Annotated in this window: 24 protein-coding genes; all 24 read right to left on the bottom strand. The window is 61.7% G+C overall.

Annotated elements, in window-relative coordinates; genetic code table 11:
• Window positions 1–57 precede the first annotated feature (57 nt).
• Entirely contained in the window at window positions 58–2451 is a 2394-nt protein-coding gene (locus tag NA29_RS26530; protein WP_052252390.1) for a methyl-accepting chemotaxis protein, read from the bottom strand.
• Window positions 2452–2585: 134 nt separating this feature from the next.
• Entirely contained in the window at window positions 2586–3101 is a 516-nt protein-coding gene (locus NA29_RS25020) for a chemotaxis protein CheW (protein WP_039394078.1), read from the bottom strand.
• Between the two features lie 17 nt (window positions 3102–3118).
• Complete coding sequence (gene cheA / locus NA29_RS25025; protein WP_231965207.1) at window positions 3119–5299, bottom strand: chemotaxis protein CheA; 2181 nt, start codon at window positions 5297–5299, stop codon at window positions 3119–3121.
• A 111-nt stretch (window positions 5300–5410) separates the two neighbouring features.
• The gene (locus tag NA29_RS25030; protein WP_039394084.1) at window positions 5411–5794 is read right to left on the bottom strand and encodes a response regulator; all 384 of its coding nucleotides are present in this window, start codon (window positions 5792–5794) and stop codon (window positions 5411–5413) included.
• A gap of 17 nt (window positions 5795–5811) precedes the next feature.
• Window positions 5812–6822 carry a flagellar motor protein MotB gene (motB, locus tag NA29_RS25035; protein WP_039394088.1) on the bottom strand — a complete coding sequence of 337 codons (1011 nt, stop codon included), beginning with the start codon at window positions 6820–6822 and terminating at the stop codon, window positions 5812–5814.
• Window positions 6823–6834: 12 nt separating this feature from the next.
• Window positions 6835–7695 carry a flagellar motor stator protein MotA gene (gene motA / locus NA29_RS25040; RefSeq protein WP_023598342.1) on the bottom strand — a complete coding sequence of 287 codons (861 nt, stop codon included), beginning with the start codon at window positions 7693–7695 and terminating at the stop codon, window positions 6835–6837.
• 129 nt (window positions 7696–7824) lie between these two features.
• A complete protein-coding gene (gene flhC, locus NA29_RS25045) occupies window positions 7825–8421 on the bottom strand; it encodes a flagellar transcriptional regulator FlhC (protein WP_052252391.1) in 597 nt (198 codons plus the stop codon).
• Between the two features lie 83 nt (window positions 8422–8504).
• A complete protein-coding gene (gene flhD, locus NA29_RS25050) occupies window positions 8505–8822 on the bottom strand; it encodes a flagellar transcriptional regulator FlhD (RefSeq protein WP_023598340.1) in 318 nt (105 codons plus the stop codon).
• A 618-nt stretch (window positions 8823–9440) separates the two neighbouring features.
• Window positions 9441–10673: a Bcr/CflA family multidrug efflux MFS transporter gene (locus NA29_RS25055; protein ID WP_052252392.1), complete on the bottom strand. Its 1233-nt coding sequence runs from the start codon at window positions 10671–10673 to the stop codon at window positions 9441–9443.
• Window positions 10674–10803: 130 nt separating this feature from the next.
• Window positions 10804–12522: an AMP-binding protein gene (locus NA29_RS25060; RefSeq protein WP_039394090.1), complete on the bottom strand. Its 1719-nt coding sequence runs from the start codon at window positions 12520–12522 to the stop codon at window positions 10804–10806.
• Between the two features lie 233 nt (window positions 12523–12755).
• Window positions 12756–13172, bottom strand: a complete 417-nt coding sequence (locus NA29_RS25065) for a F0F1 ATP synthase subunit epsilon (protein ID WP_039394093.1) — start codon at window positions 13170–13172, stop codon at window positions 12756–12758.
• A 147-nt stretch (window positions 13173–13319) separates the two neighbouring features.
• Window positions 13320–14711, bottom strand: coding sequence for a F0F1 ATP synthase subunit beta (gene atpD / locus NA29_RS25070; RefSeq protein WP_039394096.1), 1392 nt, complete (start codon window positions 14709–14711; stop codon window positions 13320–13322).
• A gap of 61 nt (window positions 14712–14772) precedes the next feature.
• Window positions 14773–15660 (bottom strand): F0F1 ATP synthase subunit gamma, encoded by an 888-nt coding sequence (gene atpG, locus NA29_RS25075; protein WP_039394100.1) that lies wholly within the window; start codon window positions 15658–15660, stop codon window positions 14773–14775.
• Window positions 15661–15748: 88 nt separating this feature from the next.
• Window positions 15749–17290 (bottom strand): F0F1 ATP synthase subunit alpha, encoded by a 1542-nt coding sequence (gene atpA / locus NA29_RS25080; protein WP_039394102.1) that lies wholly within the window; start codon window positions 17288–17290, stop codon window positions 15749–15751.
• A 45-nt stretch (window positions 17291–17335) separates the two neighbouring features.
• Window positions 17336–17866 carry a F0F1 ATP synthase subunit delta gene (locus tag NA29_RS25085; RefSeq protein WP_039394104.1) on the bottom strand — a complete coding sequence of 177 codons (531 nt, stop codon included), beginning with the start codon at window positions 17864–17866 and terminating at the stop codon, window positions 17336–17338.
• A gap of 2 nt (window positions 17867–17868) precedes the next feature.
• Entirely contained in the window at window positions 17869–18339 is a 471-nt protein-coding gene (locus tag NA29_RS25090; RefSeq protein ID WP_039394107.1) for a F0F1 ATP synthase subunit B, read from the bottom strand.
• Window positions 18340–18464: 125 nt separating this feature from the next.
• A complete protein-coding gene (atpE, locus tag NA29_RS25095; protein ID WP_010807762.1) occupies window positions 18465–18731 on the bottom strand; it encodes a F0F1 ATP synthase subunit C in 267 nt (88 codons plus the stop codon).
• Between the two features lie 83 nt (window positions 18732–18814).
• A complete protein-coding gene (atpB, locus tag NA29_RS25100) occupies window positions 18815–19663 on the bottom strand; it encodes a F0F1 ATP synthase subunit A (RefSeq protein WP_039394110.1) in 849 nt (282 codons plus the stop codon).
• A 69-nt stretch (window positions 19664–19732) separates the two neighbouring features.
• The gene (locus NA29_RS25105; RefSeq protein WP_039394114.1) at window positions 19733–20233 is read right to left on the bottom strand and encodes an ATP synthase subunit I; all 501 of its coding nucleotides are present in this window, start codon (window positions 20231–20233) and stop codon (window positions 19733–19735) included.
• A gap of 243 nt (window positions 20234–20476) precedes the next feature.
• Complete coding sequence (locus NA29_RS25110) at window positions 20477–21601, bottom strand: SLC13 family permease (protein WP_052252393.1); 1125 nt, start codon at window positions 21599–21601, stop codon at window positions 20477–20479.
• Window positions 21602–21709: 108 nt separating this feature from the next.
• Window positions 21710–22609, bottom strand: a complete 900-nt coding sequence (locus NA29_RS25115; protein ID WP_039394117.1) for a ParB/RepB/Spo0J family partition protein — start codon at window positions 22607–22609, stop codon at window positions 21710–21712.
• Window positions 22610–22636: 27 nt separating this feature from the next.
• Window positions 22637–23407, bottom strand: a complete 771-nt coding sequence (locus NA29_RS25120) for a ParA family protein (RefSeq protein ID WP_039394121.1) — start codon at window positions 23405–23407, stop codon at window positions 22637–22639.
• 212 nt (window positions 23408–23619) lie between these two features.
• Window positions 23620–24204, bottom strand: a complete 585-nt coding sequence (locus tag NA29_RS25125; protein ID WP_039394123.1) for a lipocalin family protein — start codon at window positions 24202–24204, stop codon at window positions 23620–23622.
• Window positions 24201–24878 carry a 16S rRNA (guanine(527)-N(7))-methyltransferase RsmG gene (gene rsmG, locus NA29_RS25130; protein WP_039394126.1) on the bottom strand — a complete coding sequence of 226 codons (678 nt, stop codon included), beginning with the start codon at window positions 24876–24878 and terminating at the stop codon, window positions 24201–24203. Before rsmG ends, NA29_RS25125 begins: the two co-directional genes overlap by 4 nt.
• Window positions 24879–24886 lie beyond the last annotated feature (8 nt).

Here is a 24886-nt window from a genome sequence, read left to right on the forward strand (position 1 = left end):
CCGGCCCATAGCCGGTTGATCCATCACAACAATCTCGTCTCTTTGCACCAACAACCGTCAAAACTCTTCCCAATCGCCCGGGTCGCTCGCCTTCGTATTCGAAGACGACCCCGTCGCGCCGTCGGGCTGTGCCTTGCCCCGACGCGCCGCCAGTTGCAGCACCTGCGCATCTTCTTGTGCGTTGGCTGCCGGTGCGCTGGCCTGCGGACGGCGCGTGGCCGTTCGCGTGGCAGCGCCGCCAGCGCTTGCGCGAGCAGGCGCGGCGGAGGCTGTGTTCTGTGCGGCTGCCGGTGCTGTCACCGCCGCTGTCATCGCTGCTGTCATCGACTTCGCGGCCCCCTGACGCACAGCGGCCGTAGCTTGCGCTTGCTGCACCTGCTGCCCTGCACCGCTCGCCACACGGTGCACCGTCGGTGAGCCAGCGGCCTGGAGCGCGTCGCCCACACGGAAGACGGACACGGCGTCGCGCAGACGATGGGCCTGATCTTCCAGCGAGCCCGCCGCAGCCGCAGCCTCCTCCACGAGGGCCGCGTTCTGCTGCGTGACTTCATCCATCTGCGTAACAGCGCGGTTGACCTGTTCGATGCCGCTCGACTGTTCGGCCGATGCGGCCGAGATCTCGCCCATGATGTCCGTCACACGCTGCACGGCCTGCACGATCTCGTCCATCGTCTTACCGGCTTGGGCCACCAGGGACGAGCCGTTTTCCACGCGTCCCACCGAATCCTCGATGAGCACCTTGATTTCCTTCGCGGCGGCCGCGCTACGCTGTGCCAGCGTGCGCACTTCGCCCGCCACGACGGCGAAGCCACGCCCCTGCTCGCCCGCGCGCGCCGCTTCCACGGCCGCGTTCAGCGCAAGGATGTTGGTCTGGAACGCAATACCTTCGATCACGCTGATGATGTCGACGATCTTGTGCGAACTCGTCGAGATGCCCTGCATCGTGTCGACGACGTTGCCCACGACCTGACCACCACGCGCTGCGATTTCCGAGGCGTTCACGGCCATCGCGCTCGCCTGACGGGCGTTGTCCGCGTTCTGTTTGACGGTGGCCGTCAGTTGCTCCATCGACGATGCCGTTTGCTCCAGCGACGCCGCCTGTTGTTCGGTACGTGCCGACAAATCCGTGTTGCCTGCGGCGATTTCACGCGAGGCGATGTTGATCGACTCGATGCCTTCGCGCACATCGGAGACGATGGACAGCAGACTGTTCTTCATGACCGACAGGCCGAACAGCAACTGGCCGATTTCGTCGCGACCCACGCCTTCGGCCTTTCCGGTCAGGTCGCCTGCCGCGATCTGCTTCGACATGCCGAGTGCGACGCGCAGCGGATGGTTGATCGCGCGACGCAGGATGCTGCCCAGCAGGAACAGCACGACGATGCCGCCCAGCACTGCGACGACCGTCGCCCCACGCACAATCGTGTGTTCTTTCTGCGACTGCTGATACAGATCGGTCGCCTGCGTGAGTTCGAGACGCGTGAGCGCGTTCAGCTCGTCGCGCATCGGCCCGTAGGCCGGCTTCACTTTTTCGAGGTACGTCTGTTGTGCGCCTTCGGCCGAACCGACACGCAGCATCTCGACCGTCTGCAACAAGCCATCGGACGTAAAGCGCTGACGGATCACATCGAAGCGCTCGGCTTGCGCCCGCGTGCTGTCGTCGACCGTCTTCATGTACTCCGCCCACTGGCGGTTGATTTCGTCGAGGCTGCCCGCGATTTCGTCACCGGCGCGCTTCATCGCGTCGAGATTCGGGCTGCCGACGGCTTCGGCCACCAGCAGCACGTCGCGGTCGAGCTTCTGACCGATGACGCCGAGCGTGCTCACCGGCACCATGCCGTTGCGGTACACCTTCAACAGCTTGTCGTTGCTGCTCGACACGCCCCACAGACCCAGACCACCGACGATGGCGAGCAGGAGCGCACCGAGCACGATGATGCCCGTCAGGCGTGCGCGCAACGTGTCGAGACGCACACGGCGCGCGAGCGCTGCAATACCGCCGCGCTCGACCTGACCGCCGCGAATGCGCAGATTGCCTGCCTGTCCGCTACGGAAGCGGGCGTAGAGCGCTTCGGCCTGCGCTGTCGCGCCTGCAGCGGGACGCACTCGCACCGACGTGTAGCCGACGACGGCGTTGTTTTCGAGCGTCGGCGTGACGGTGGCCAGCACCCAGTAGAAGTCGCCGTTCTTGCGGCGGTTCTTGACCAGCCCGGTCCACGTGTCGCCGCGCTTGATCGTCTCCCACAGATCGCCGAATGCCTCGGAGGGCATGTCGGGATGGCGAACGATGTTGTGCGGCGCCCCCAGCAGTTCGTCACGCGAATAGCCGCTCACCTCCACGAAGGCGGGATTGGCATACGTGATCCGCCCCTTGAGATCCGTCCGAGAGATCAGATACTGATGCTCGCCGATGACGAATTCGTTCTGGGTAACGGGCTGGTTATCGCGCACGTGCTCGGTCTCCGTGGACTGGGTGAGTGGGTTATGTCTGTAAGGGTGACGCGGCGGGTGTCTCGGCCCCGCCTGCGGTTAGTACATGGATTAAGTTGCCGACATGGACGACGTCGGCAATGCCGCCGCCGGACTTAGCTTCCCAGACGCTCGATGAGCGCCATGTCGTCGCTGGTCATCAGCTTTTCGATGTCCATCAGGATCAGCATGCGGCCTTCGACCGTGCCCAGACCCGTGATGTACTCGGTCGCCAGTTGTGCGCCGAACTCCGGTGCAGGCTTGATCTCACCGCGTGCGAGCGTGAGCACGTCGGACACGCCGTCGACCACCATGCCGACCACACGGCCCGCCACGTTCAGAATGATCACGACCGTCTGCGTGTCGTACTCGACGCGGCCCAGACGGAACTTGATACGCATGTCCACGATCGGCACGATGATGCCGCGCAGGTTGATCACGCCCTTGATGAACTCGGGCGCGTTCGCGATGCGGGTCACGGCGTCGTAGCCGCGAATTTCCTGCACCTTCAGGATGTCGATACCGTATTCCTCTTCACCCAACGTGAAGACGAGAAATTCCTGGCCGTCGCCATCGGTCTGCATGGCGCCTGCGTGGCGCGACACGGCCTGCTCTTGCGAAAGGTTGTCCATCTAACGCGTCTCCGACTTCAGTTGAAGATGGTGGCAGCGGCCGAGCGCTGGCCGCGCTGGAGCGCCGCCACATCGACGATCAATGCCACACTGCCGTCACCCATGATGGTGGCGGCGGAAATACCGTGAATACGGCGGTAATTGGTTTCGAGGTTCTTCACCACGACTTGCTGCTGACCGACCAGCTCGTCGACGAGCAGCGCGAAACGGCGGCCTTCGGCCTGAAGGATCACGATGATGCCCTGCGTCGGATCGAGGCGCGCTTCGGGCACTTCGAACGTGCGGTACAGCTCGACGAGCGGCAGATACTCGCCGCGCACCAGCACGACCTGGCCTTCGCCGGTCACCGCGCGAATGTCGTCGCGACGCGGCTGCAGCGACTCCATGACGAAGTTCAGCGGCAGAATGAAGATCTCAGGGCCGACCTTGACGGACATACCGTCGAGAATCGCGAGCGTGAGCGGCAGCACGATGCGGATCGTGGTGCCCTTGCCGCGCGTGGACAGAATCTCCACGTGGCCACCCATCTGCTGGATGTTTCGCTTCACGACGTCCATGCCCACGCCACGGCCCGACACATCGGTCACGGCTTCGGCGGTAGAGAAGCCCGGCGCAAAGATCAGTTGCCATACTTCCTCGTCCGCCATCGACTCGGACACGTTCATGCCTTGCTGCTGCGCCTTGGCGAGAATCTTCTCGCGGCGCAGGCCCGCGCCGTCGTCGCTCACTTCGATGACGATGTTGCCGCCCTGATGCGCGGCAGACAGCACCAGTTGACCGACAGGGTCTTTACCCGAGGCCAGACGCTGCTCCGTCGTTTCGATGCCGTGATCGAGACTGTTACGCACCAGGTGCGTGAGCGGATCGATGATGCGCTCGATCAGGCTCTTGTCGAGTTCGGTCGCCTGACCGAACGTCACGAGTTCGATCTGCTTGCCGAGCTTGGTCGCGAGATCGCGCACCAGACGCGGGAAGCGCGAGAACACGTAGTCCATCGGCATCATGCGGATGGACATCACCGCTTCTTGCAGATCGCGCGCGTTGCGCTCCAGCTGACCCATGCCGTTGAACAGGCGGTCGTGGAGCATCGGGTCGAGGCTGCTTGCGGTCTGCGCGAGCATGGCCTGCGTAATCACCAGTTCACCCACGAGATTGATGAGCTGATCGACCTTCTCCACCCCCACGCGAATCGAGCTGTTCTCGTGACCGGCAGCGCCGCCTGCGGCGGGTGCGGCGGCACGCTTCTCCGGCGGATGCTGCGCGCCACCACCGCCCGAGGCGGCTTGCGGGGCGGCAGGCGGAACGACGATCGGCTCGGCGGCAGCCGGCGGCACGACGGCTTGCGGCGTTGCCGGTGCGGCTGCGGCCGGAATTTCGATCGGTGCCGAAGCGGCCGAAGCCACCGGAGCGGGAGCGGGAGCCGGTTCGAAGATTTCGACGGTTTGAACCGGAGCGGCCGGAGCAGCCGGTGCAGCCGCTGGTGCGGCGGGCGCGGCAGGGGCTGCAGCAACGGCGGACGCGTCCTGCACATCGATCTGCGACGGTTCGATCACGAAGCAACACACGGCGAGGATGTCGTCGGCGTCGCAGGTGGTGTCGAGCCACAGGTGCAGCGCGTCGCCCACGGTATTGCGACCGGCGACTGCGCCGAGGTTGCCCAGTTCTTCGGCGAGCAACGCCTGATCTTTTTCGCCCACGCCAGAGAGCGTGACTTTCAGACGCTTCTGACCCGGCGGGATGTCGCTGGTCGGCGCACCGCTGGCGTCGACGGCCGGCGTCGCTTGCGCTGCCGGCGCCGCAGGTGCGGGCGCCGGTGCGGGCGCCGGGGGCGGTGCGAAGGGCGACGTCGGCGCGGCGGATACCGGCGCACCGTCGCCTTCGGCGGCGAGTTGCTGGAGCACAGCGCAGATGCGCTTCATGGCCTCGGCATCGGGTTCACTGGAGGCGCGGTAGGCATTCAACTGTTGATGCAACACGTCTTTGGTTTCCAGGAAGGTGTCGACCATCTCGGTGCGCAACTGCAATTCGCCGCGACGGGCGCGGTCGAGCAGGTTTTCCAGCAGGTGCGTGGTCTCGGTGAGTGCGGTGAAGCCGAACGTCGCGGCGCCGCCCTTGATCGAATGTGCGGCCCGGAAGATCGCGTTGAGCTGCTCGTTATCGGGCGCGCTTACGTCGAGCGCAAGCAAGAGGTGCTCCATCTCTGCGAGCAACTCTTCCGCTTCATCGAAAAAGGTCTGGTAGAACTGGGTGATATCCACCGGTTTCCTCGTCCTAACTTGGTTGTGCCATCGACGCGATCGACTTCATCGTCATGCGCCTTCGCCGACGAGCGATGCGACCACGTCGACCAGTGCTTCGGGGTCGACCGGCTTGATCAGCCAGCCGCTGGCGCCCGCTTCACGGGCCGCCGTCTTGTATGCGCCGTCGACTTCGGTCGTCAGCACCAGAATGGGGGTCTCGGCAAACGCGTCGAGCTCGCGCAGCGCGCGAATGAGCGACAGGCCGTCCATGCCGGGCATGTGCTGATCGGTCAGCACCAGATCGAAGACAGCGTTCGTGGCCAGCGTGAGCGCTTCCTGCCCGTCTCGGGCGGTCGTCACGGCGTAGCCCGCTTCATCGAGCGTAGCGGCCAGGATCTGACGCATCGACGCGGAATCGTCGACGGCGAGAATCGTGTTGCGAAGGGCCTGCATGCGTCTCCTCTTGTCGGTTATCGCGACGCGCCGGGCGCCGTCGGGGCCGCCGGAGGTGCTGGCAGCGGGGGCAATCCCGGCATGGCCGGCCCGCCAGACATCTCTCCGCTGATGGCGGCACTCACCGCGTTGCTGCCTGCACCGCGCGCGTTTGCGGCGTCGATCGTCGGCTGATCCACCTCGTGCTTGACCGACTGCTCTGCGCGGCGGTTGAGCACGATGATGCTGATGCGACGGTTGATCGGGTTGTAGGCGTCGTCTCGATCGAGCGGCACCGTCGACGCCAGACCGACCACGCGTAGCACCTTCTCACTGTCGAGACCGCCCGCGATCAATTCGCGACGCGATGCGTTGGCGCGGTCCGCCGACAGTTCCCAGTTGCTGTAGCTCTTGTCACCTTGCGCGTACGCTGTGGCGTCAGTGTGGCCAGACAGGCTGATGGCGTTCGGTACGCCGTTGAGCGATTTGCCGATTTCACGCAGGATGTCGCGCATGTACGGCTGCACCTGCGCGCTCGCATTGGCGAACATCGGCCGGTTCTGATCGTCCACGATCTGAATGCGCAGCCCCTCGGTCGTCACGTCGATCAGCAGTTGCTTGCGGAACTGTTTGAGCGTGGGGTTACTTTCGATCGCTTTCTCGATGCGCGCTTTGAGATCGCGCAAACGTTGTGCATCTGCACGCTCGGCCATCTCGGCGGTGGTCGCCTGACGCGAGCGCGTCTGGTCGCCGCGCGACTTCTGACCGTCGGTACGTGTGGTGTCGGTGCCGCCGCCAGGAATCACGCCGCTGTTGTCGGCGGCGTTACGTCCACCGGTGAGCGCCACCTTGAGCGGCGTGCGGAAGTATTCCGCAATCCCCGTCAGTTCCTTGCTGCTCACCGAACTCAGCAACCACATCAGCAGGAAGAACGCCATCATGGCCGTCATGAAGTCGGCGTAGGCAATCTTCCAGGCACCGCCGTGGTGGCCGTGCCCGCCGGCTTTGCGGCGCTTGACGATGATGGGCCGCTCGTCTTTCTCGCTCATTTCTCGCGTCCGTCAACGTGCCTTGACCTGTCGCACGTGCTCTTCGAGCTCGGCGAACGACGGACGTACGGTGGAATAAAGCACCTTGCGGCCGAACTCGACCGACAGGGCCGGCGCGTAACCGTTCAGGCTGGCGAGCAGCGTGACCTTGATGCACTCGTAGAGCTTCACCGACTCGTTGATGCGGTGTTCGATGAGCTGCGCCAGCGGCGAGATAAAGCCGTAGGCGAGCAGAATACCGAGGAAGGTTCCCACGAGAGCCTGTGCAATGAGGGCGCCGAGCACGGCCGGCGGCTGGTCGGCCGAGGCCATCGTGTGCACCACGCCCATCACGGCCGCCACGATACCGAAGGCCGGCATGGCGTCACCCGTCTTTTGCAGACAGTGCGCGGGCACTTCGCCCTCATGGCGGTACGTTTCGATTTCGTGATCCATCAGGTTCTCGATCTCGAACGCATTCATGTTGCCGCTGACCATCAGTCGCAGATAGTCGGTCAGGAATTCCATGATGCGCGGCTCGCCGAGAATGCGCGGGTACTGCGAGAACACCGGGCTCGATGCCGGATCTTCGACGTCTCCCTCGATGGCAAGCATGCCGTCCTTACGCGCTTTGGCGAGCAGCACGTACAGGAGCGCCATCAGCTCCATGTACAGCTCTTTGGTGTATTTCGAGCCCTTGAACAGCATCGGCAGCGCTTTCATCGTCGCCTTGATCGCCTTGCTGTTGTTGCCCACCACGAACGAGCCGACGCCCGCGCCACCGATGATCAGCAGCTCGGTCGGCTGAAACAGCGCGCCCAAGTGGCCCCCGCCAATGACGAAGCCGCCAAAGACCGATGCCAGAACGATGATGTAACCAATGACGACAAGCACTGCCGGATACCTCTCGCAAAAATACGTCTACGGAAAATTGTCCTTCCTGTTCAGAGGGCTTAACGGCAGACACGCAGGGAAACTGTAGGGGCGGGATTACCTCGATACGCTCGGTGAGGGGGGCCCCGATCAGGCCGCTAACGGCGAAATGGCGGCATCCGGGTCACCCGACGCCACGGCGGGCGCGAGATCGGCGGCATGCGCGTGCTTCGCTTTTCGAGTCTTTCCGGCGCGCGACGGCGGTGCGCACAGCCCGCAAACGTACTGACCATGGGGCTCGTGCGCATGCGTGACGAAGTGGCCGCCACAGCGGGTGCACGGCGTCATCTGCAGCATCTTGCTGTCGAAAAAGCGAACGAGCGTCCACGCGCGCGTAAATCCGAGCACCGCTTCCCAACCGTGCAACTCCACATGCTCCAGGTACAGGCGGTAAGCCTTGACGATGGCTTCGATGCCCTGGCATCCGCCGTACTGCACGAGGTGGCGGTAGATGTTGTGGAAAAGCGACGAGTGGATGTTCGGCAGCCACGTTACGAACCAGTCGGTCGAGAACGGCAGCATGCCCTTGGGCGGCGAAGCGCCTTTGAGCTCTTTGTAGAGTTTGATGAGTCGGTCGCGACTCAGGCTCGTCTCCGCTTCCAGCAACTGGAGGCGGGCGCCGAGTTCGATCAGTTCGATGGCCAGCTGAATTTCACGGGCCTCGAGGACGACGCTTTTGGTACGCATATACAGGCTTCCTGGCAGATCACGCCCAGCGCGGCCCCGAAGACATCAGGCCGCGCGTGGCGCGCGTCGCGTATGTCGTACGCTCAGCCGATCTGCTCGACGGGCTGACCCGCGAGCAGAATCGAAGCGTGCGACTGCTGCATACCCACGTCTTTCGCCCCATGCGTGAGGCTCGAAAGAATCACGTGGTCGTCGAATCGAAATCGGCACAGAAGCTGGTTCGACCCCGCGAACTTAACGAGTTGAGCCAGTGTGAGACTGCCGAGCACGTCGGCAAGCTGATCGCTGATGCCCAGGCGGAACATTGCCGCTGCGCGATCCTCACGGATCAGGCGCTGAGCCAGGACTAGGTAGGAGAGATTCAACTCACGAATCTCGTTCAGTGTTTCGCTGTTTCGCATGCGGCCCCCCGGCGCAATGGATGAATCTGGCGGTACTACTGTCTATTCCCTCGCATTGTGGGCAAGGGCGAAAGATAAAGAAATCGGAGAAAAACTACAGAAAGGGGCGAGAAAAGCGGAAGTTTATTGTAGGAATTTTTCCTACATGAGCGGCGCGCAGGGACCCTACGACGCGCTCGGGGGAACGTTCGGTGACAGAGTGTGACAGCTTCATGAAAGTGTCACGAAGCTGCGCTCTACTACTTGACTGTATTTCGGCGGACTTTTGCCGAACTTTAGCCATCCTTGCAAAAAATTTCAGGGGGCTTTCGCAAGGGATGTCTGGATCGTACTTTGCCTATCGAGCGGGCACTGGAACAGAGCAATTACAAAGTGTTACAGATGTAGTGCCGCTCACCGAATCCCGGGTTTGGAAGCAATACTCCGGTTCGGGTTCCCGTCGTTTTGCCGGAATCCGGAAGCGTCATCTTACAAATCCTTTTTGCCGACGCTGTCTCGTTATCCTGGCTATCCCGGTTTCGACAGACGATCTTAAACAGACGTCAGAAACCATGCGGCGTTCCTCACGCCTCGGCTTGACGTTACGTTGAGTAAAACTGCGGGTTGGGTTTGGCGGGCTTATGCCGCCCCTGCCGTCGGCGGTGACGCTGGCCTCGCGCGACGGATCAGCACCGTATGAAAGCCCCACGACAGCACGCCGCATATCGCCATGACGGCCGCCATCGGCACGGCCGAGCGGGCGTGCAGCAAGCCGACCGCTGCACCGGCGCTCGCGGCCGCGAGGAATTGCAGCGCGCCCAGTAAGGCAGACGCCGCCCCGGCACGCTGGTGCTGCCGGTTGAGTGCCTCGGCAATGGCGTTCGGCTGCGAGAAGCCGAGGCTCGTGACGAAGGCGAACAAGGGCACCATCAACCCGATGAGCCCGCCAAGCCCGAGCGCCGCCACGGCGAGCATCAGCAAACCGAGAATCGCGACCAGATTGTTGGTACGGCGCAATACGTCGGCCGGACGCCGCGTGCGCAGCAAATACGCGTTGATCTGCGAGCCGCCGATGATCCCGCAGGCGTTCAGCCCGAACAGCCAGCCGTAATGGGCCGGATCGACCCCGTACAGATTGATGAAGACGAAAGGCGAGCCCGTGATGTACGCGAACATGCCTGCCTGCGAAACACCGCCCGCCAGCGCGTTGCCCATAAACTCTCGGTCGCGCAGCAAAGCGCCGTAGTTGTGCCACGCCGTCGCCAGCCAGTTGCGCGCTTGCTTCGCCGCCTGACGTGTCTCCGGCAGCCAGTAGACGGCCATGCCGAAGCACATCGCGCCGAAGACCGTCAGCCCCCAGAAGATCCAGCGCCAGCCCACGAACATCAGCACCTGTCCGCCGATCAGCGGGGCGAGGATGGGCGCTGCGCCCATGATGAGCGTCATGCGCGAGAGCACACGCGCCACCGTCGCCGTATCGAACAGGTCACGCGCCATGGCGCGAGCGATCACGAAGCAAGCACATCCGCCAACCGCCTGAATGAAGCGGCTGACAATCAGCGTTTCGATGTTAGGGGCGAGCGCGCATCCGGCGGACGCGAGCGTGTAGAGCGCCAGTCCGGCATAAAGCGGACGCTTGCGTCCGTACCGGTCGGCGAGCGGGCCATGCAGCAACTGGCCGAGGCCAAGCCCGATGAAGAACGACGCGAGGGAGAATTGCGCCGCTGCATCCGTTGTGTTCAGTTCGCGCGCGATGCTCGGCAGCGCGGGCAGGTACATGTCGATCGACAACGAGCCGATGGCCGACAGAATGCCGAGGATGAAAACGGTACGGAACGTGTGGGAGGGCGCGGACGCCGTGGCAGCGGACATTGGGCGAAGCCTAGGGTAATCCCGAATGATACGGCATTCGCTCCGAGTTCGCTTAAAAATTGGGCAGAGGTACCAGAAGTATCGACCGCTCGATCCCCTGCCCTGACACCTTGATCCGGCGACGATGCCGTCAGGCGGTCTTTTCTTCGTGCAACCCCAGCGATTCGACCATCTTCTCGCGCATGATGAACTTCTGCACCTTGCCCGTTACCGTCATCGGCATTTCGTCCACAAAACGGATGTAGCGCGGGATCTTGTAGTGCGCGATCTGATCTTTGCAGAAGGCGCGGATGTCGTCCTCCGTTGCGCTCTGCCCCGGTTTGAGGACAATCCAGGCGCAGACTTCCTCACCGTACTTCGCATCGGGGACACCGAACACCTGCACGGCCTGCACCTTCGGGTGACGGAACAGGAACTCCTCGATTTCGCGCGGGTAGATGTTTTCGCCGCCACGAATGAGCATGTCCTTCACACGGCCGACGATGTTGCAATAGCCGTCCTCGTCGAGCGTCGCGAGGTCGCCCGTGTGCATCCAGCCGTCGCGAATCGCTTCGCGCGTGCGCGGTTCGTCGTCCCAGTAGCCCTGCATTACCGAGTAACCCTTCGTGCACAGCTCGCCCTTCTCGCCGACCGGCACGATCTCGCCAGCGGCATCGACCAGCTTGACTTCGAGGTGCGGCTGCACGCGTCCGACGGTCGTCACGCGCTTATCCAGCGGGTCGGTCGTGGTGGTCTGGAACGACACCGGACTCGTTTCCGTCATGCCGTAAGCGATCGTCACTTCGCTCATGTGCATCTGGTCGATCACGCGCTTCATCGTCTCGATAGGGCATGGCGAGCCAGCCATGATGCCAGTGCGCAGCGTGTCGAAGTGATAGTTGCCGAAGTCCGGATGATCGAGCTGCGCGATGAACATCGTCGGCACACCGTGCAACGCGGTGCAGCTTTCTTCCGAGACGGCCGCCATCGTCGCTTTCGGATCGAATGCTTCGCCAGGGAAGACCATGGTCGCGCCCGTCGACACGCAGGCGAGCACTGCCAGCACCATGCCGAAGCAGTGGTAGAACGGCACTGGAATGCACAGGCTGTCGTGCTCTGAGAAGCGCATCGCCATGGCGATGTAACGACCGTTGTTGACGATGTTGTGGTGCGTGAGCGTGGCGCCCTTCGGGTTGCCGGTCGTGCCGCTCGTGAACTGGATGTTGATGGGGTCGAAGCAGTCAAGCGCGTCGGAGATCTTGCGCAGTGAGGCGAGGTCTGCGTCTGCGCCGAGCGTCACCACGTCGCTGAAGTTCATCATGCCGGGCGTGTGCTCCATGCCCATGCGAATGATGGTGCGCAGCGTCGGAAGTTTCTCCGACTGCAACTGGCCGGGGGCACAGGTGGCCAGCTCCGGCGCCAGCACGTTGAGCATGTCGAGATAGCGCGACGACTTGAACGACTCGGCCGCGACCAGCACCTTGCAGCCGACCTTGTTGAGCGCGTATTCCAGCTCGGCCAGCCGATAGGCCGGATTGATGTTTACTAGAATCAGGCCCGCGCGCGCGGTGGCGAACTGCGTGACCAGCCATTCAACGCGATTCGGCGACCAGATGCCCACCCGGTCACCCTTCTTCAATCCGAGCGCGATGAGTCCGGCGGCAAAGGTGTCGACATGCGCGATGAACTCACGCCAGGTCCAGTCCACGCCCTGCTCGCGGAACACGACCGCCTGCCGTTCGGGAAATTTCGCCGCCGTCTCGGCAAGCAATCCGAATACCGTCAACGTCGAAAGCGGTACGGTGGTCTCACCCTTCACATACGACAGTCCATTACGAGGTACAACGCCCGCACCTTCCCGGCTTTCCATGCTTTTTGTCTCCTGAAGCAATGCTGAAGTGGTGAATGCTGTCGCGCGACGATAGGCGGCTTCATATAACAATAGCGCGTCACGCCAAATTGACGTTTACGTTAACGTAATTTGAGTGACGGATCGAGTGGGGATGGCCCTGAGAAGGAGACGGCAAAACAAAAGCCCCACACATTCGCATGCGTGGGGCTCTCGCAGACATTGCGTGGCGCGAGGCCAGCGCAACGCCGGTGTTACTTCGTGCGACGCAGCTTCTGGATCGCAGCGAGTTGCGCAATGGCTTCAGCCAGTTCGGCCTGAGCGGTTGCGTACTCGATGTTCGAATCCTTGTTCGACATTGCTTCTTCCGCACGACGCTTGGCTTCGTTAGCCTTCGCTTCGTCCAGATCCTTGCCGCGAATCGCGGTGTCGGCGAGCACAGTCACCGTGCCCGGCTGCACTTCGAGAATGCCGCCTGCGACGAAGACGAAGTCCTCGTTGCCTGCTTCGTCCTCGATGCGAACCGCACCCGGCTTGATGCGCGTGATCAGCGGCGTGTGGCCCGGCAGAATGCCGAGCTCGCCGGCTTCGCCGGGCAGCGCGACAAACTTCGCCTTACCCGAGAAGATCTGCTCTTCCGCGCTGACGACGTCTACGTGAATGGTTGCCATAATCGCTCCCGTTGAGTGTGATGAAGCGGCAGGCGCGCCAGTCCGGACGTTGCCGCCCTCACTTCGCTACCCCGCCCCGCAACAGTCACCTGCCGAGCTGCGGTGGCGCCTCTTGCGAGACCCCGCCGTCGCCCGGCACTCAACCGTTTACTGCATCTTCTTGGCTTTTTCGAACGCTTCGTCGATCGTGCCAACCATGTAGAACGCTTGTTCCGGCAGGTGGTCACATTCGCCGTCGACGATCATCTTGAAGCCGCGGATCGTTTCCTTGAGCGGAACGTACTTGCCCGGCGAGCCCGTGAACACTTCTGCCACGTGGAACGGCTGCGACAGGAAACGCTGGATCTTACGCGCGCGGGCCACGGCCAGCTTGTCGTCCGGCGACAGTTCGTCCATGCCCAGAATCGCGATAATGTCGCGCAGTTCCTTGTAACGCTGCAGCGTCGATTGCACACGACGGGTGACCGTGTAGTGCTCTTCGCCAATCACGTTCGGGTCGATCTGACGCGAGGTCGAGTCGAGCGGATCGACTGCCGGGTAGATACCCAGCGAGGCGATGTCACGCGACAGAACGACGGTGGCGTCCAAGTGACCGAAGGTGGTTGCCGGCGACGGGTCGGTCAAGTCATCGGCAGGCACGTACACGGCTTGCACCGACGTGATCGAGCCGGTCTTGGTCGACGTAATACGCTCTTGCAGCTTACCCATTTCTTCAGCCAGCGTCGGCTGATAGCCCACGGCCGACGGCATACGGCCGAGCAGTGCCGACACTTCGGTACCGGCCAGCGTGAAACGGTAGATGTTGTCCACGAAGAACAGCACGTCGCGACCTTCGTCACGGAAGTGCTCGGCCATCGTCAGACCGGTCAGTGCGACGCGCAGACGGTTGCCCGGCGGCTCGTTCATCTGGCCGTAGACCAGTGCGACCTTGTCCAGAACGTTCGAGTCCTTCATTTCGTGGTAGAAGTCGTTCCCTTCACGGGTACGCTCGCCCACACCGGCAAACACCGAATAACCGCCGTGTTCCTTGGCGATGTTATTGATGAGTTCCATCATGTTCACGGTCTTGCCCACACCGGCGCCACCGAACAGACCCACCTTACCGCCCTTGGCGAACGGGCAGATCAAATCGATAACCTTGATACCGGTTTCGAGCAGTTCCGTCGACGGCGACAGCTCGTCGAATGCCGGAGCCTTCTGGTGAATCGAACGGGTGTGTTCCTTGGCGATCGGACCGGCTTCGTCGATCGGACGGCCCAGCACGTCCATAATGCGGCCCAGCGTCGGCTTACCGACCGGCACCGTGATCGGCAGACCCGAGTTTTGCACCGTCATACCGCGGCGCAGGCCTTCGGAGGAACCCAGACAGATGGTGCGAACCACACCGTCGCCCAGCTGTTGCTGGACTTCGAGCGTCAGTTCCGAACCTTCCATGGTGAGCGCGTCGTAGATCTTCGGCATGCTTTCGCGCGGGAATTCCACGTCGATAACGGCGCCGATGCACTGTACGATTTTGCCTTCAATCAAAGCAGTACTCATCGCTTTTCCTTTAGATACTCAAATTCATTTCGCCTTGCGGCGCATCGGCCCGTGCCACCGCTTAAACTGCGGCGGCGCCACCCACGATTTCGGACAGTTCCTTCGTAATCGCTGCTTGACGGCCCTTGTTGTAGACCATCTGCAATTCACCGATCACGGTCTTTGCATTGTCCGATGCGGCCTTCATGGCCACCATGCGGGCGGACTGTTCCGACGCCATGTTCTCTGCGACTGCCTGATACACGACAGCTTCGACGTAACGCACCAACAGGGCGTCGACGACCGTCTTCGCATCCGGTTCGTAGATGTAGTCCCACGAGTGCTGCGCCGGCACGGCGCTCGCGTCATCCGACTCGCCTTCGAGCTTCTCCGGCAGCGGCAGCAGTTGTTCGACCACGGCTTCCTGCTTCATCGTGTTGACGAAGCGGTTGTAAGCCAGATAAACGGCGTCGAGCTTGCCTTCGGCATACGCGTCGAGCTGCAGCTTCACAGCACCGATCAGCTTGTCCAGATGCGGCGTGTCGCCCAGTTGCACAACGTGCGATACCACCTTCGCGCCGATACGGTTCATGAAACCGAAGCCCTTACCGCCGATAGCGGTGGCCTCGATCTTCAGGCCCTGTGCTTCGATTTCCTTCATCTTGGACACCACGGCACGCAGCACGTTGGTGTTCAAGCCGCCGCACAGGCCCTTGTCCGTCGTCACCACGATGATGCCGGCCGCTTTCGCGTCCGCATGCTTCACCATGAACGGGTGGTGGTATTCCGGATTCGCCTGGCCCATATGCGCGGCGATCTGGCGCACCTTGTCAGCGTACGGCCGGGCATGACGCATGCGTTCCTGCGCCTTGCGCATCTTCGACGCGGCCACCATTTCCATGGCCTTGGTGATCTTGCGCGTGTTTTGCACGCTCTTGATCTTGCCGCGAATTTCCTTCATTCCAGCCATTGCTTACTCCTTGTCTCGGCGCGACGTTCGTTGCTGCCTGAACATCGCGCCTTCCCGGGTCCGTTGAATAGTTGCCGATTCAACCGGATTAGTAAGCGCCGGTCTTCTTGAAGTCCTTGATCGCAGCGTGCAGAGCAGCGTCGTCGTCCTTCGAGAGATCTTTGGTCTCTTCGATGCGGCCGATGAGCGCGCCATGGCTCGTCTTCAGGACTTCGCGCAGACCCTTTTCGAACGGCAGAACCTGAGCGATGTCGAGATCGTCCAGATAGCCGTTGTTGGCGGCGAACAGCGACACAGCCAATTCCCACACTTGCAGCGGCGCGTATTGCGGCTGCTTGAGCAGTTCCGTCACGCGGCGGCCGCGCTCGAGCTGCTTGCGGGTGGCTTCGTCCAGATCCGAAGCGAACTGCGCGAACGCAGCCAGCTCACGGTACTGTGCGAGGTCGGTACGGATACCGCCCGACAGCTTCTTGATGACCTTCGTCTGCGCTGCACCACCCACACGCGACACCGAGATACCGGCGTTGATTGCGGGGCGGATACCGGCGTTGAACAGGTCCGTTTCCAGGAAGATCTGGCCGTCGGTAATCGAGATCACGTTCGTCGGAACGAATGCGGTCACGTCACCGGCTTGCGTTTCAATGATCGGCAGGGCCGTCAGCGAGCCGCTCTGGCCCTTGACTGCGCCGTTCGTGAACTTCTCGACGTACTCTTCCGAGACGCGGGCAGCACGCTCAAGCAGACGCGAGTGGAGATAGAACACGTCACCCGGGTAAGCTTCACGGCCCGGCGGGCGGCGCAGCAGCAGCGAGATCTGACGATAGGCCCAGGCTTGCTTGGTCAAGTCGTCATAAATGATCAGCGCGTCTTCGCCGCGGTCGCGGAAGTATTCGCCCATCGTGCAACCGGCGTACGGTGCGATGAACTGCATGGCGGCCGAGTCCGAAGCGGTGGCGGTCACGATGATCGTGTATTCCATCGCGCCGTGCTCTTCGAGCTTGCGCACCACGTTCATGATCGACGAAGCCTTCTGGCCGATCGCGACGTAGACGCAGGTCACGCCCTTGCCCTTCTGCGAAATGATCGTGTCGATGGCGACAGCGGTCTTACCCGTCTGACGGTCACCAATGATCAGCTCACGTTGGCCACGGCCGATCGGCACCATGGCGTCGATAGCCTTCGTACCGGTTTGCAGCGGCTGCGAGACCGACTTACGCCAGATCACGCCCGGGGCAATCTTTTCGATTGCGTCGGTTTCCTTCGCGTTGATCGGACCCTTGCCGTCGATCGGCAGGCCCAGTGCGTCAACGACGCGGCCCTTCAGTTCCGGGCCGACCGGCACTTCCAGAATGCGGCCCGTGCACTTGACGGTGTCGCCTTCCGAGATGTGCTCGTATTCGCCCAAAATCACGGCGCCGACGGAGTCGCGCTCGAGGTTCAGTGCCAGACCGAACGTATTGCCCGGGAATTCCAGCATTTCGCCCTGCATCACGTCCGACAGGCCATGGATGCGGCAGATGCCGTCAGTCACCGAGATCACGGTGCCTTCGTTACGGACTTCGGCGCCGCTATCGAGACCTTGAATCCGGCTCTTGATCAGTTCGCTGATTTCAGAGGGATTGAGTTGCATATGTGCTCCTGATATTCAATTCTTCGCAGGCGTTTCGCGCCGGCCTCAGGCCGTCAGCGACGTCCGCATAGCCGCCAGGCGGGCGCGCACCGAAGTGTCCAGCACCTCGTCGCCAACCACCACACGCACGCCGCCGATGAGCGACGGGTCTACCGTCACGCTCGGGTTGAGCTTGCAGCCGAACTTGTGCTCGAGGCCCTTGACCAGCGAGGTCAATTGCTCACCTTCGAGCGGGAAGGCGCTTTCGATCGTGGCGTCTGCCGAACCGGCAGCAGCGTTCTTCAACGCTTCGAACTGTTCGGCGATTTCCGGCATGGCAACCAGACGACCGTTTTCGACCACAGCGGCGACGAAGTTGCGCACTTCGGCGTCGGTCGATTTCACGGCAGCGGTCAGCACGTCGACAACTTGCGACGGCGTCACTTTCGGATCGTCGGCCAGGTTGGCCACTTCGGGCAGCGCTGCCACTTGCGACAGTTCACGCACGAGCTGCGCCCAGCGATTCAGATCGCCGGACTTGGCCACGCGGAACAACGCTTCGGCATACGGACGAGCGATGGTTGCGAGTTCGGCCATGATCAGAGCTCTGCCTTGAGTTGGTTCAGCAGGTCGGCGTGTGCCTTGGCGTCGACTTCACGCTTCAGGATCTGCTCGGCGCCCTTCACTGCCAGACCAGCCACGTCTTCGCGCAGCGATTCACGGACCTTGACGGCCTGATTCTCGGCTTCTGCTTTGGCATTGGCGATGATACGAGCCGCTTCGGCTTGCGCCTGCGTCTTGATCTCTTCGGCCACAGCCTGAGCGCGCTTCTCGGCGTCGGCAATACGCTTCGCGCCTTCGTCGCGGGCTTCCGCGAGGGCTTGCGTGGAGCGCTTGTTGGCGGCTTCCAGTTCAGCCTTGCCCTTATCGGCAGCGGCCAGACCGTCAGCGATTTTCTTCGCGCGTTCGTCGATAGCCTTGATCAGCGGCGGCCACACGAACTTCATCGTGAACCACGCCAGGATCAGAAACACGACGGTTTGCGCGAACAGAGTTGCGTTAATGTTCACGGTGTTTCCTTTCGGTGATGCGAGTCGATTGGCAAAACAGCGCGCCCCATTGTGCCTGCTGGCTTGGGCGCGCCGTTCATGTCCAGTTGGCCGCGCGGGTCATGGCGCGACCGGCCGAAAGTAACTTAAGCGAGCTTCGACAGCAGCGGGTTCGCGAAGGCGAACAGCATGGCAACGCCCACGCCGATCAGGAATGCAGCGTCGATCAGGCCGGCCAGCAGGAACATCTTCGTTTGCAGCGGGTTCATCAGTTCAGGCTGACGTGCGCATGCTTCGATGTACTTGCCGCCCATCAGTGCGATACCCAGGCAGGCACCGATAGCACCCAGACCGATGATGATACCGATACCGATAGCGGTCAGACCCTGGATGTTGGCGATGAAAGCTTGCATGATTACTCCTTATGGATAGAGACTTAAAACTTGAAAATTTGAAAAACTAAACTTGGAAAACTCGTAACTACCGCATCGACCGATCAGTGATGGTCGTGCGCCTGGCCGATATACACCAACGTCAGCATCATCATGATGAACGCCTGGAGCAACACGATCAGGATGTGGAAAATCGCCCATGCGGTGCCGGCAATGATGTGACCGACAAAACCCAGCACCGACGCATCTGCGCCAAAGCTCCAGATACCGCCCAGCAGAGCGATCAGCAGGAACACCAGTTCGCCGGCGTACATATTGCCGAACAGTCGCATACCGAGCGACACGGTCTTGGCACAGAATTCGATGATGTTGAGCAGCAGGTTCGGGATCCACAGGAGGAAGTGGTTACCGAACGGTGCGGTGAACAGCTCATGCATGAAGCCGCCGGCGCCCTTGATCTTGAAGCTGTAGAACAGCATCAGAATGAGCACGCCGACCGAGATACCGAGCGTGCCGTTAAGGTCGGCCGTCGGAACGATACGGTGATGCGTGATGATGGAACCCAGACCGACCCAGCCGATCACCTTCGACGGCAGATCGACCGGCAGCAGGTCCAGCGAGTTCATGAGCGCGACCCAGACGAACACGGTCAGCGCGAGCGGGGCGATGAAGGCACGATTGCCGTGCACGATGCTCTTCGACTGGTCTTCGACCATTTCGACGAGCATTTCGACCGCAGCCTGGAAACGGCCGGGCACACCCGAGGTTGCCTTGCGGGCGGCCATCCACAGAATGAAGCAGCCCAGAACACCCATCGCGATCGACCAGAACATGGTGTCCCAGTTGATGATCGAGAAATCGACGATGCTAGTCTGAGTCGAGCTCGCAAGATTCTGCAGGTGGTGCGAAATGTACTCCGACGGGTTCGGAGCGTGGCCGGCTTCTACTGACATAGCGATCAAACACCCAATTATGAAAATCCGCACACGGTAGCGTGTCGACGCGTGAGCGGTTTCTCACCGCTACTTCAGTGCCATCGCCAGCCAATAGGCCTTGAGCGTGAGCACGAAGGTGACCAGGAACGCTACCCAATGCACATCGGGGTAACCGAACGCTACTGCCACCAACAACGCGATCGTCGTTGCTACCTTGACCGCTTCTCCCATCACTAACGAACCGACGGAGAGGCGATCACCTGACATTCTTAACCGCAGCGCGAACAATGCGCCCGGTATCCATCCAATCATTCCGCCCAGCCATGCAGACACCGCCGCGTCTCGTGGCGATGCCGAGAGTAACCACCAGGCCAGTGTCGCTATCAGCGACAACAGCACCTGGGCTCCCACCACCCTGAATGGAGTCACACGGGATGCGCGCCCCACATCGGGACCGAACAGGCGCTCGGCCTGCGCACGCGTGAGCGGAACGATAGTTTCTTGCTCCTGCTCGTCGTCCCAAGCCTCTGTTGCATGCGCCGGCGCTTGCGGTTTCGGTTCCAAGTTCGACCGGTTTTGATCGGTCATCTCGTAGCCTCCCCGCCCGACTCGTGCAAACGAATGGGCTCTTCAAGCAGTTAAACCCGCGAGATTTTACGGGAAATTACGAAGGCCAGTCAATCTAAACGCGCAACAAATTCGCCGAAACTGCACAGTGCATGCTTCGATTTGGCGGCAACTCTCACGGAGCGCGATTTTCCTCATGGTGCAGCGCGGCATTACGCGCAAACGCCGCACATTCCCCGCAACTGGGCTACGTTCCGTGCGCGTTCAAACCCATTTCAGAGCAACAAAGCCGATTAGCAGTGCCACCAGATAAAACGGTATCGAAAGGTAATGAAAATGCCACCAGATCTTCTGCGATTTCGCCATGCGCAATGCAATCAGGTTCGCGAGCGATCCCACAGCGAGCCCAAAACCGCCCACCGCCACACCATGAGCCAGCGCGGGCCAGTTCTGCGTGTATTCGGCGAGCAGAATCGCTGCAGGCACGTTACTGATGATTTGTGACAACACAGCAGCCCCGCCGTAGGCCATCGCATTGCCAGTGAAATCGAAATGACCGAGTGCCGTACGCACGTCCGGTAATCCGGCGACGCCGCGCAGCACCACGAACATCAGCACGAAAATCGCCAGCAGCAGCCAATCGATACCCAGCACGGCGTTGCGACGCGCGATCAGCAGCACCACCGCAACGCCCGCGCATGCCCAGGCCGCAAATCCATGATCGGCCATCGCAACGAAAGCGACGAACAACGCAAGGGCGATCCAGAGTAGCGGCCAGCGCACATCGTGTGCGGGACCACGTCGCTGAAAATGCAGCGCGCGCGAATCGAAAGCGAAAGCGCAAACGATGAGCAACACGGCCATGAGCCCTAACGTAACGGGCGTCATCATGACGACGTAGGCGCCGAAGCCCATACCGCTGTGTTGCCAGAGGAAGAGGTTCTGCGGGTTGCCGAGCGGCGTGAGACTTGAACCGGCGTTCACCGCCAACGCGAGGAAAATGATCAGTCGCTCGATACGCACGGGGGCGATCCGTGCAAGCGACTGCGCGAGCGGCACCACGGCGAAGAGCGCGACGTCGTTGGTCAGCAGCGTCGACAATGCCGCAGCGAACGTGACCATCAACAGCGCGAGACGACGTTCGGTACGAAACGCGCGCAGCAATCGTTGCGCGAGCCAATCGAGAAACCCACTCTGATCGATGGCCCGCGTGAGCATCAGCAAACCGGCGAGCGTCAGAATCGTGTGCTGGTCGATACGCGCGAACAGCTCACCAACGCTTACAGGCTTCGCGATCTGAAGCACGACGAAGGCGATCAGCAGGATGAGCAGCACGCGATCGCTGCGCACACGCTCAAGCGTCGCGCGCAAAACATGCCTGAACCGCACAGCACCCGATGCGATACGCGGGTGCTGTGCCGCATTCGACGTCCCCTCCGACGCCCCTAGCGGATCATCGGATGGATCGCTCACGGGAGTATAGTCAGGATACCGAAATTACTCGGCGCGAATGCGCGCGAGGATACCGTCGAGTGCATCGAGGCTGCCGAACTCGATCGTCAGCTGACCGGCACCTTTGCGGCCGACCTTGATCTTGACGTTCGACGCGAGCAGATCCGAGAGCTCCTCTTCGAGGCGCGTCACATCGCGACCGCCCTCTTCTGCCGAGCGACGACGAATACCGTCACCCTGCGGCTTGAGCGAGGCGTTCACGATGCGTTCCGTGTCGCGTACCGACAGACGCTTGTTCACCACCTGGTTGGCGAGCGTGATCTGCGTGGCCGCGTCGACGGCGAGCAGCGCGCGCGCGTGGCCCATGTCGAGATCGCCGGCGAGCAGCATCGTCTGCACGGGATTCGCGAGATTCAGCAGACGCAGCAGGTTCGACACTGCGCTGCGCGAACGTCCCAGCGATTCGGCGGCTTGCTCGTGCGTGTAATTGAATTCACCGAGCAGACGTTGAATGCCCTGCGCTTCTTCGAGCGGATTCAGATCTTCGCGTTGAATGTTCTCGATGAGCGCCATCGCAGCAGCGGCTTCATCGGGGACATCGCGCACCAGCACCGGCACTTCGGAGAGGCCAGCGAGGCGTGCAGCGCGAAACCGTCGCTCGCCCGCAATAATTTCGTACTTCTCACCATCGACACGACGCACCAGAATCGGCTGCATCAGACCTTGCGCGCGAATGCTCGCGGCGAGTTCCTGTAGCGCGCCTTCGTCCATGCGTGTACGCGGTTGATACTTGCCCGCCTGAAGGCGATCGAGCGCCATCACCGACGGCGCGCCTTCGGCAGTCGCCTCGGTCGCGCCGTTGTGGTTATCGGCGTGAGCGCCCAGCAGCGCTTCGAGGCCGCGGCCCAGGCCCTTTTTTTTCAGTGCGTTGGTCTTGGTCGCCATGACAATGCGTTCCTGCGCGAATGCGCCTTACATAGTTTGAATGCGCGCGATCATTTCCGCGCCGAATTGCAGATACGCCTTCGCGCCGCGCGAAGCGGGATCGAAGACGACGCCCGGCATGCCGTAACTCGGCGCTTCGGCGAGTCGCACATTGCGCGGGATGATCGCGTTGAAAACCTTGTCGCCGAAGTGCTCCTTGAGCTGCTCCGAGACTTGTTGCTGAAGCGTGATACGCGGATCGAACATTACGCGCAAAAGGCCGATCACCTTCAGGTCGCGGTTCAGATTCGCGTGCACCTGCTTGATCGTGTTGACGAGATCGGACAACCCTTCGAGCGCGAAATACTCGCACTGCATCGGAATGATCACGCCGTGCGCGGCGCACAGGCCGTTCAACGTAAGCAGCGAGAGCGTCGGCGGGCAATCGATGAGGACAAAATCGTAGGCGTCGTCGACCTTCTCAAGCGCCTGCTTCAGACGCGTATCGCGATTTTCGAGCGACACGAGCTCCACGTCGGCACCGGCCAGTTCGCGGTTCGCAGGCACCACATCGTAATTGCCGGACTCCGAACGCTGGCAGCTCGTGCTCACGTCGATGCCGTCGACCAGCACTTCATAGATGCTCGTTTCGAGCGCAGCTTTATCGATACCGCTGCCCATCGTCGCGTTGCCCTGAGGGTCCAGATCGACCAACAAGACACGCTGCCCGTGCGACGCCAGTCCGGCAGCGAGGTTCACCGTGGTGGTCGTCTTGCCGACGCCGCCCTTCTGATTGGCCACGCAGAAAATTTTCGCCATGCCGATGTAGTCCTCCGATTGCTGCCGTGTTGATGCGATTGATGCAGATGGTGCCGGGATGCGGGGCCGGGCGCGAACGCTTCATGCTGCCCGTCGCGGATGCATCCCGCTAATTCGATTATCTGAGCAAAGCTCAGTTATTGCCTGATGCAGCGGATTTGCTGCATGTCGGCCGACGCCCGAGAGGGGTCGGCACCTCGTGCCCCGGGTGCTCAGGGTGCGCTGGCCTTCTGCGGCGTCAACACCAGTTTGTCGGTGTCGTAGCCCTGCTTGCGCAACTGGGCACGCATTTGATTCAGCGTGTCGTCGTCGATCTTCGGCGAGCGCGAGAGTATCCAGAGATACTCACGGCCAGGCTCTCCAACAGCGGCATACTGATAGTCACCGTCGAGCACGATAACCCAGTAGTTGGCCCAAAGCCAGGGAATCCAGCGCAACCAGTCCGGCGCGAACGTCACTTTGAAGCGTGCGGTGCCAGTGCCCTGCCCGTCGGTACGTGCCAGACCGGTATCGCTCGCCCAGGTGCCATCTTCCTTACGACACTTGTTGGTGACTTCGATCTTTCCGTCCGGACGCGCCACGTACTCTGCGGTCACGTCCGACACACATTTTCGCTCGAAGAAATTCGGGTAGCGTGCTATTTCGTACCAGGTACCGACATAACGCGCCTTATCGATCTTTTGCACGGGACGCACGCGCGTCGTGAGCGATTCCTGCCCGGATTGCGCCCAGGCCACGGCAGCCACCACCGACAATCCGACCATCACGGCGCCGGCCCAACGTGTTACACGGGTCATGCCGTCACCTTCACGCGGAGCAAATGACGCTCGGCGTCGAGAAAAGGCACGTTCAGCGCCAGCCGTTCGACAAGCTCGTAGCCGTCAGGCAACGCCAGTTCGCTTTCGGCCGCCACGCCCTTCATCGCCCAGAAACTACCGCCAGGGGCCAGCAAGTTACGGCCAAGCGTAACGAAGTCGTTCAATTCCGCGAAGGCGCGCGAAACGATGGCGTCGAACGGTGCGGGCACTTCTTTGCCGACGACGAGCGACTCCACGCGGCCGGTCACGACCGTCAGATTGGTCAGTTTGAATGTGGCGCGGGCTTGCGTCAGAAAGGCAGTCTTCTTATGGACGATGTCGTTCACCGTCACCTCCCAGTCCGGACGCACGATCGCCAGCACCACACCGGGCAGGCCACCGCCCGAACCGACGTCGAGCACGCGTGAAATCGGCTCACGATCCAGTCGCGGCAGAATCGAGAGCGAATCGAGCAAATGCTTGACGACCATCTGTCGCGGATCGCGGATCGACGTCATTTGTAGCGAAGCATTCCACTTTGCCAGCAGCATCTGATAGTCGAGCAGGCGTGCCTGTTGCTCGGCACCGATCGTCAGACCGAGTTGTTCAATACCGTCAGCCAACAAAGCAGCGAGTTCGTTGCCGCCTGGTGCGGCAATACGCGGAGCAGTCATGAGGTCTC

Source organism: Pandoraea sputorum (genome assembly GCF_000814845.2).
GTDB lineage: Bacteria > Pseudomonadota > Gammaproteobacteria > Burkholderiales > Burkholderiaceae > Pandoraea > Pandoraea sputorum.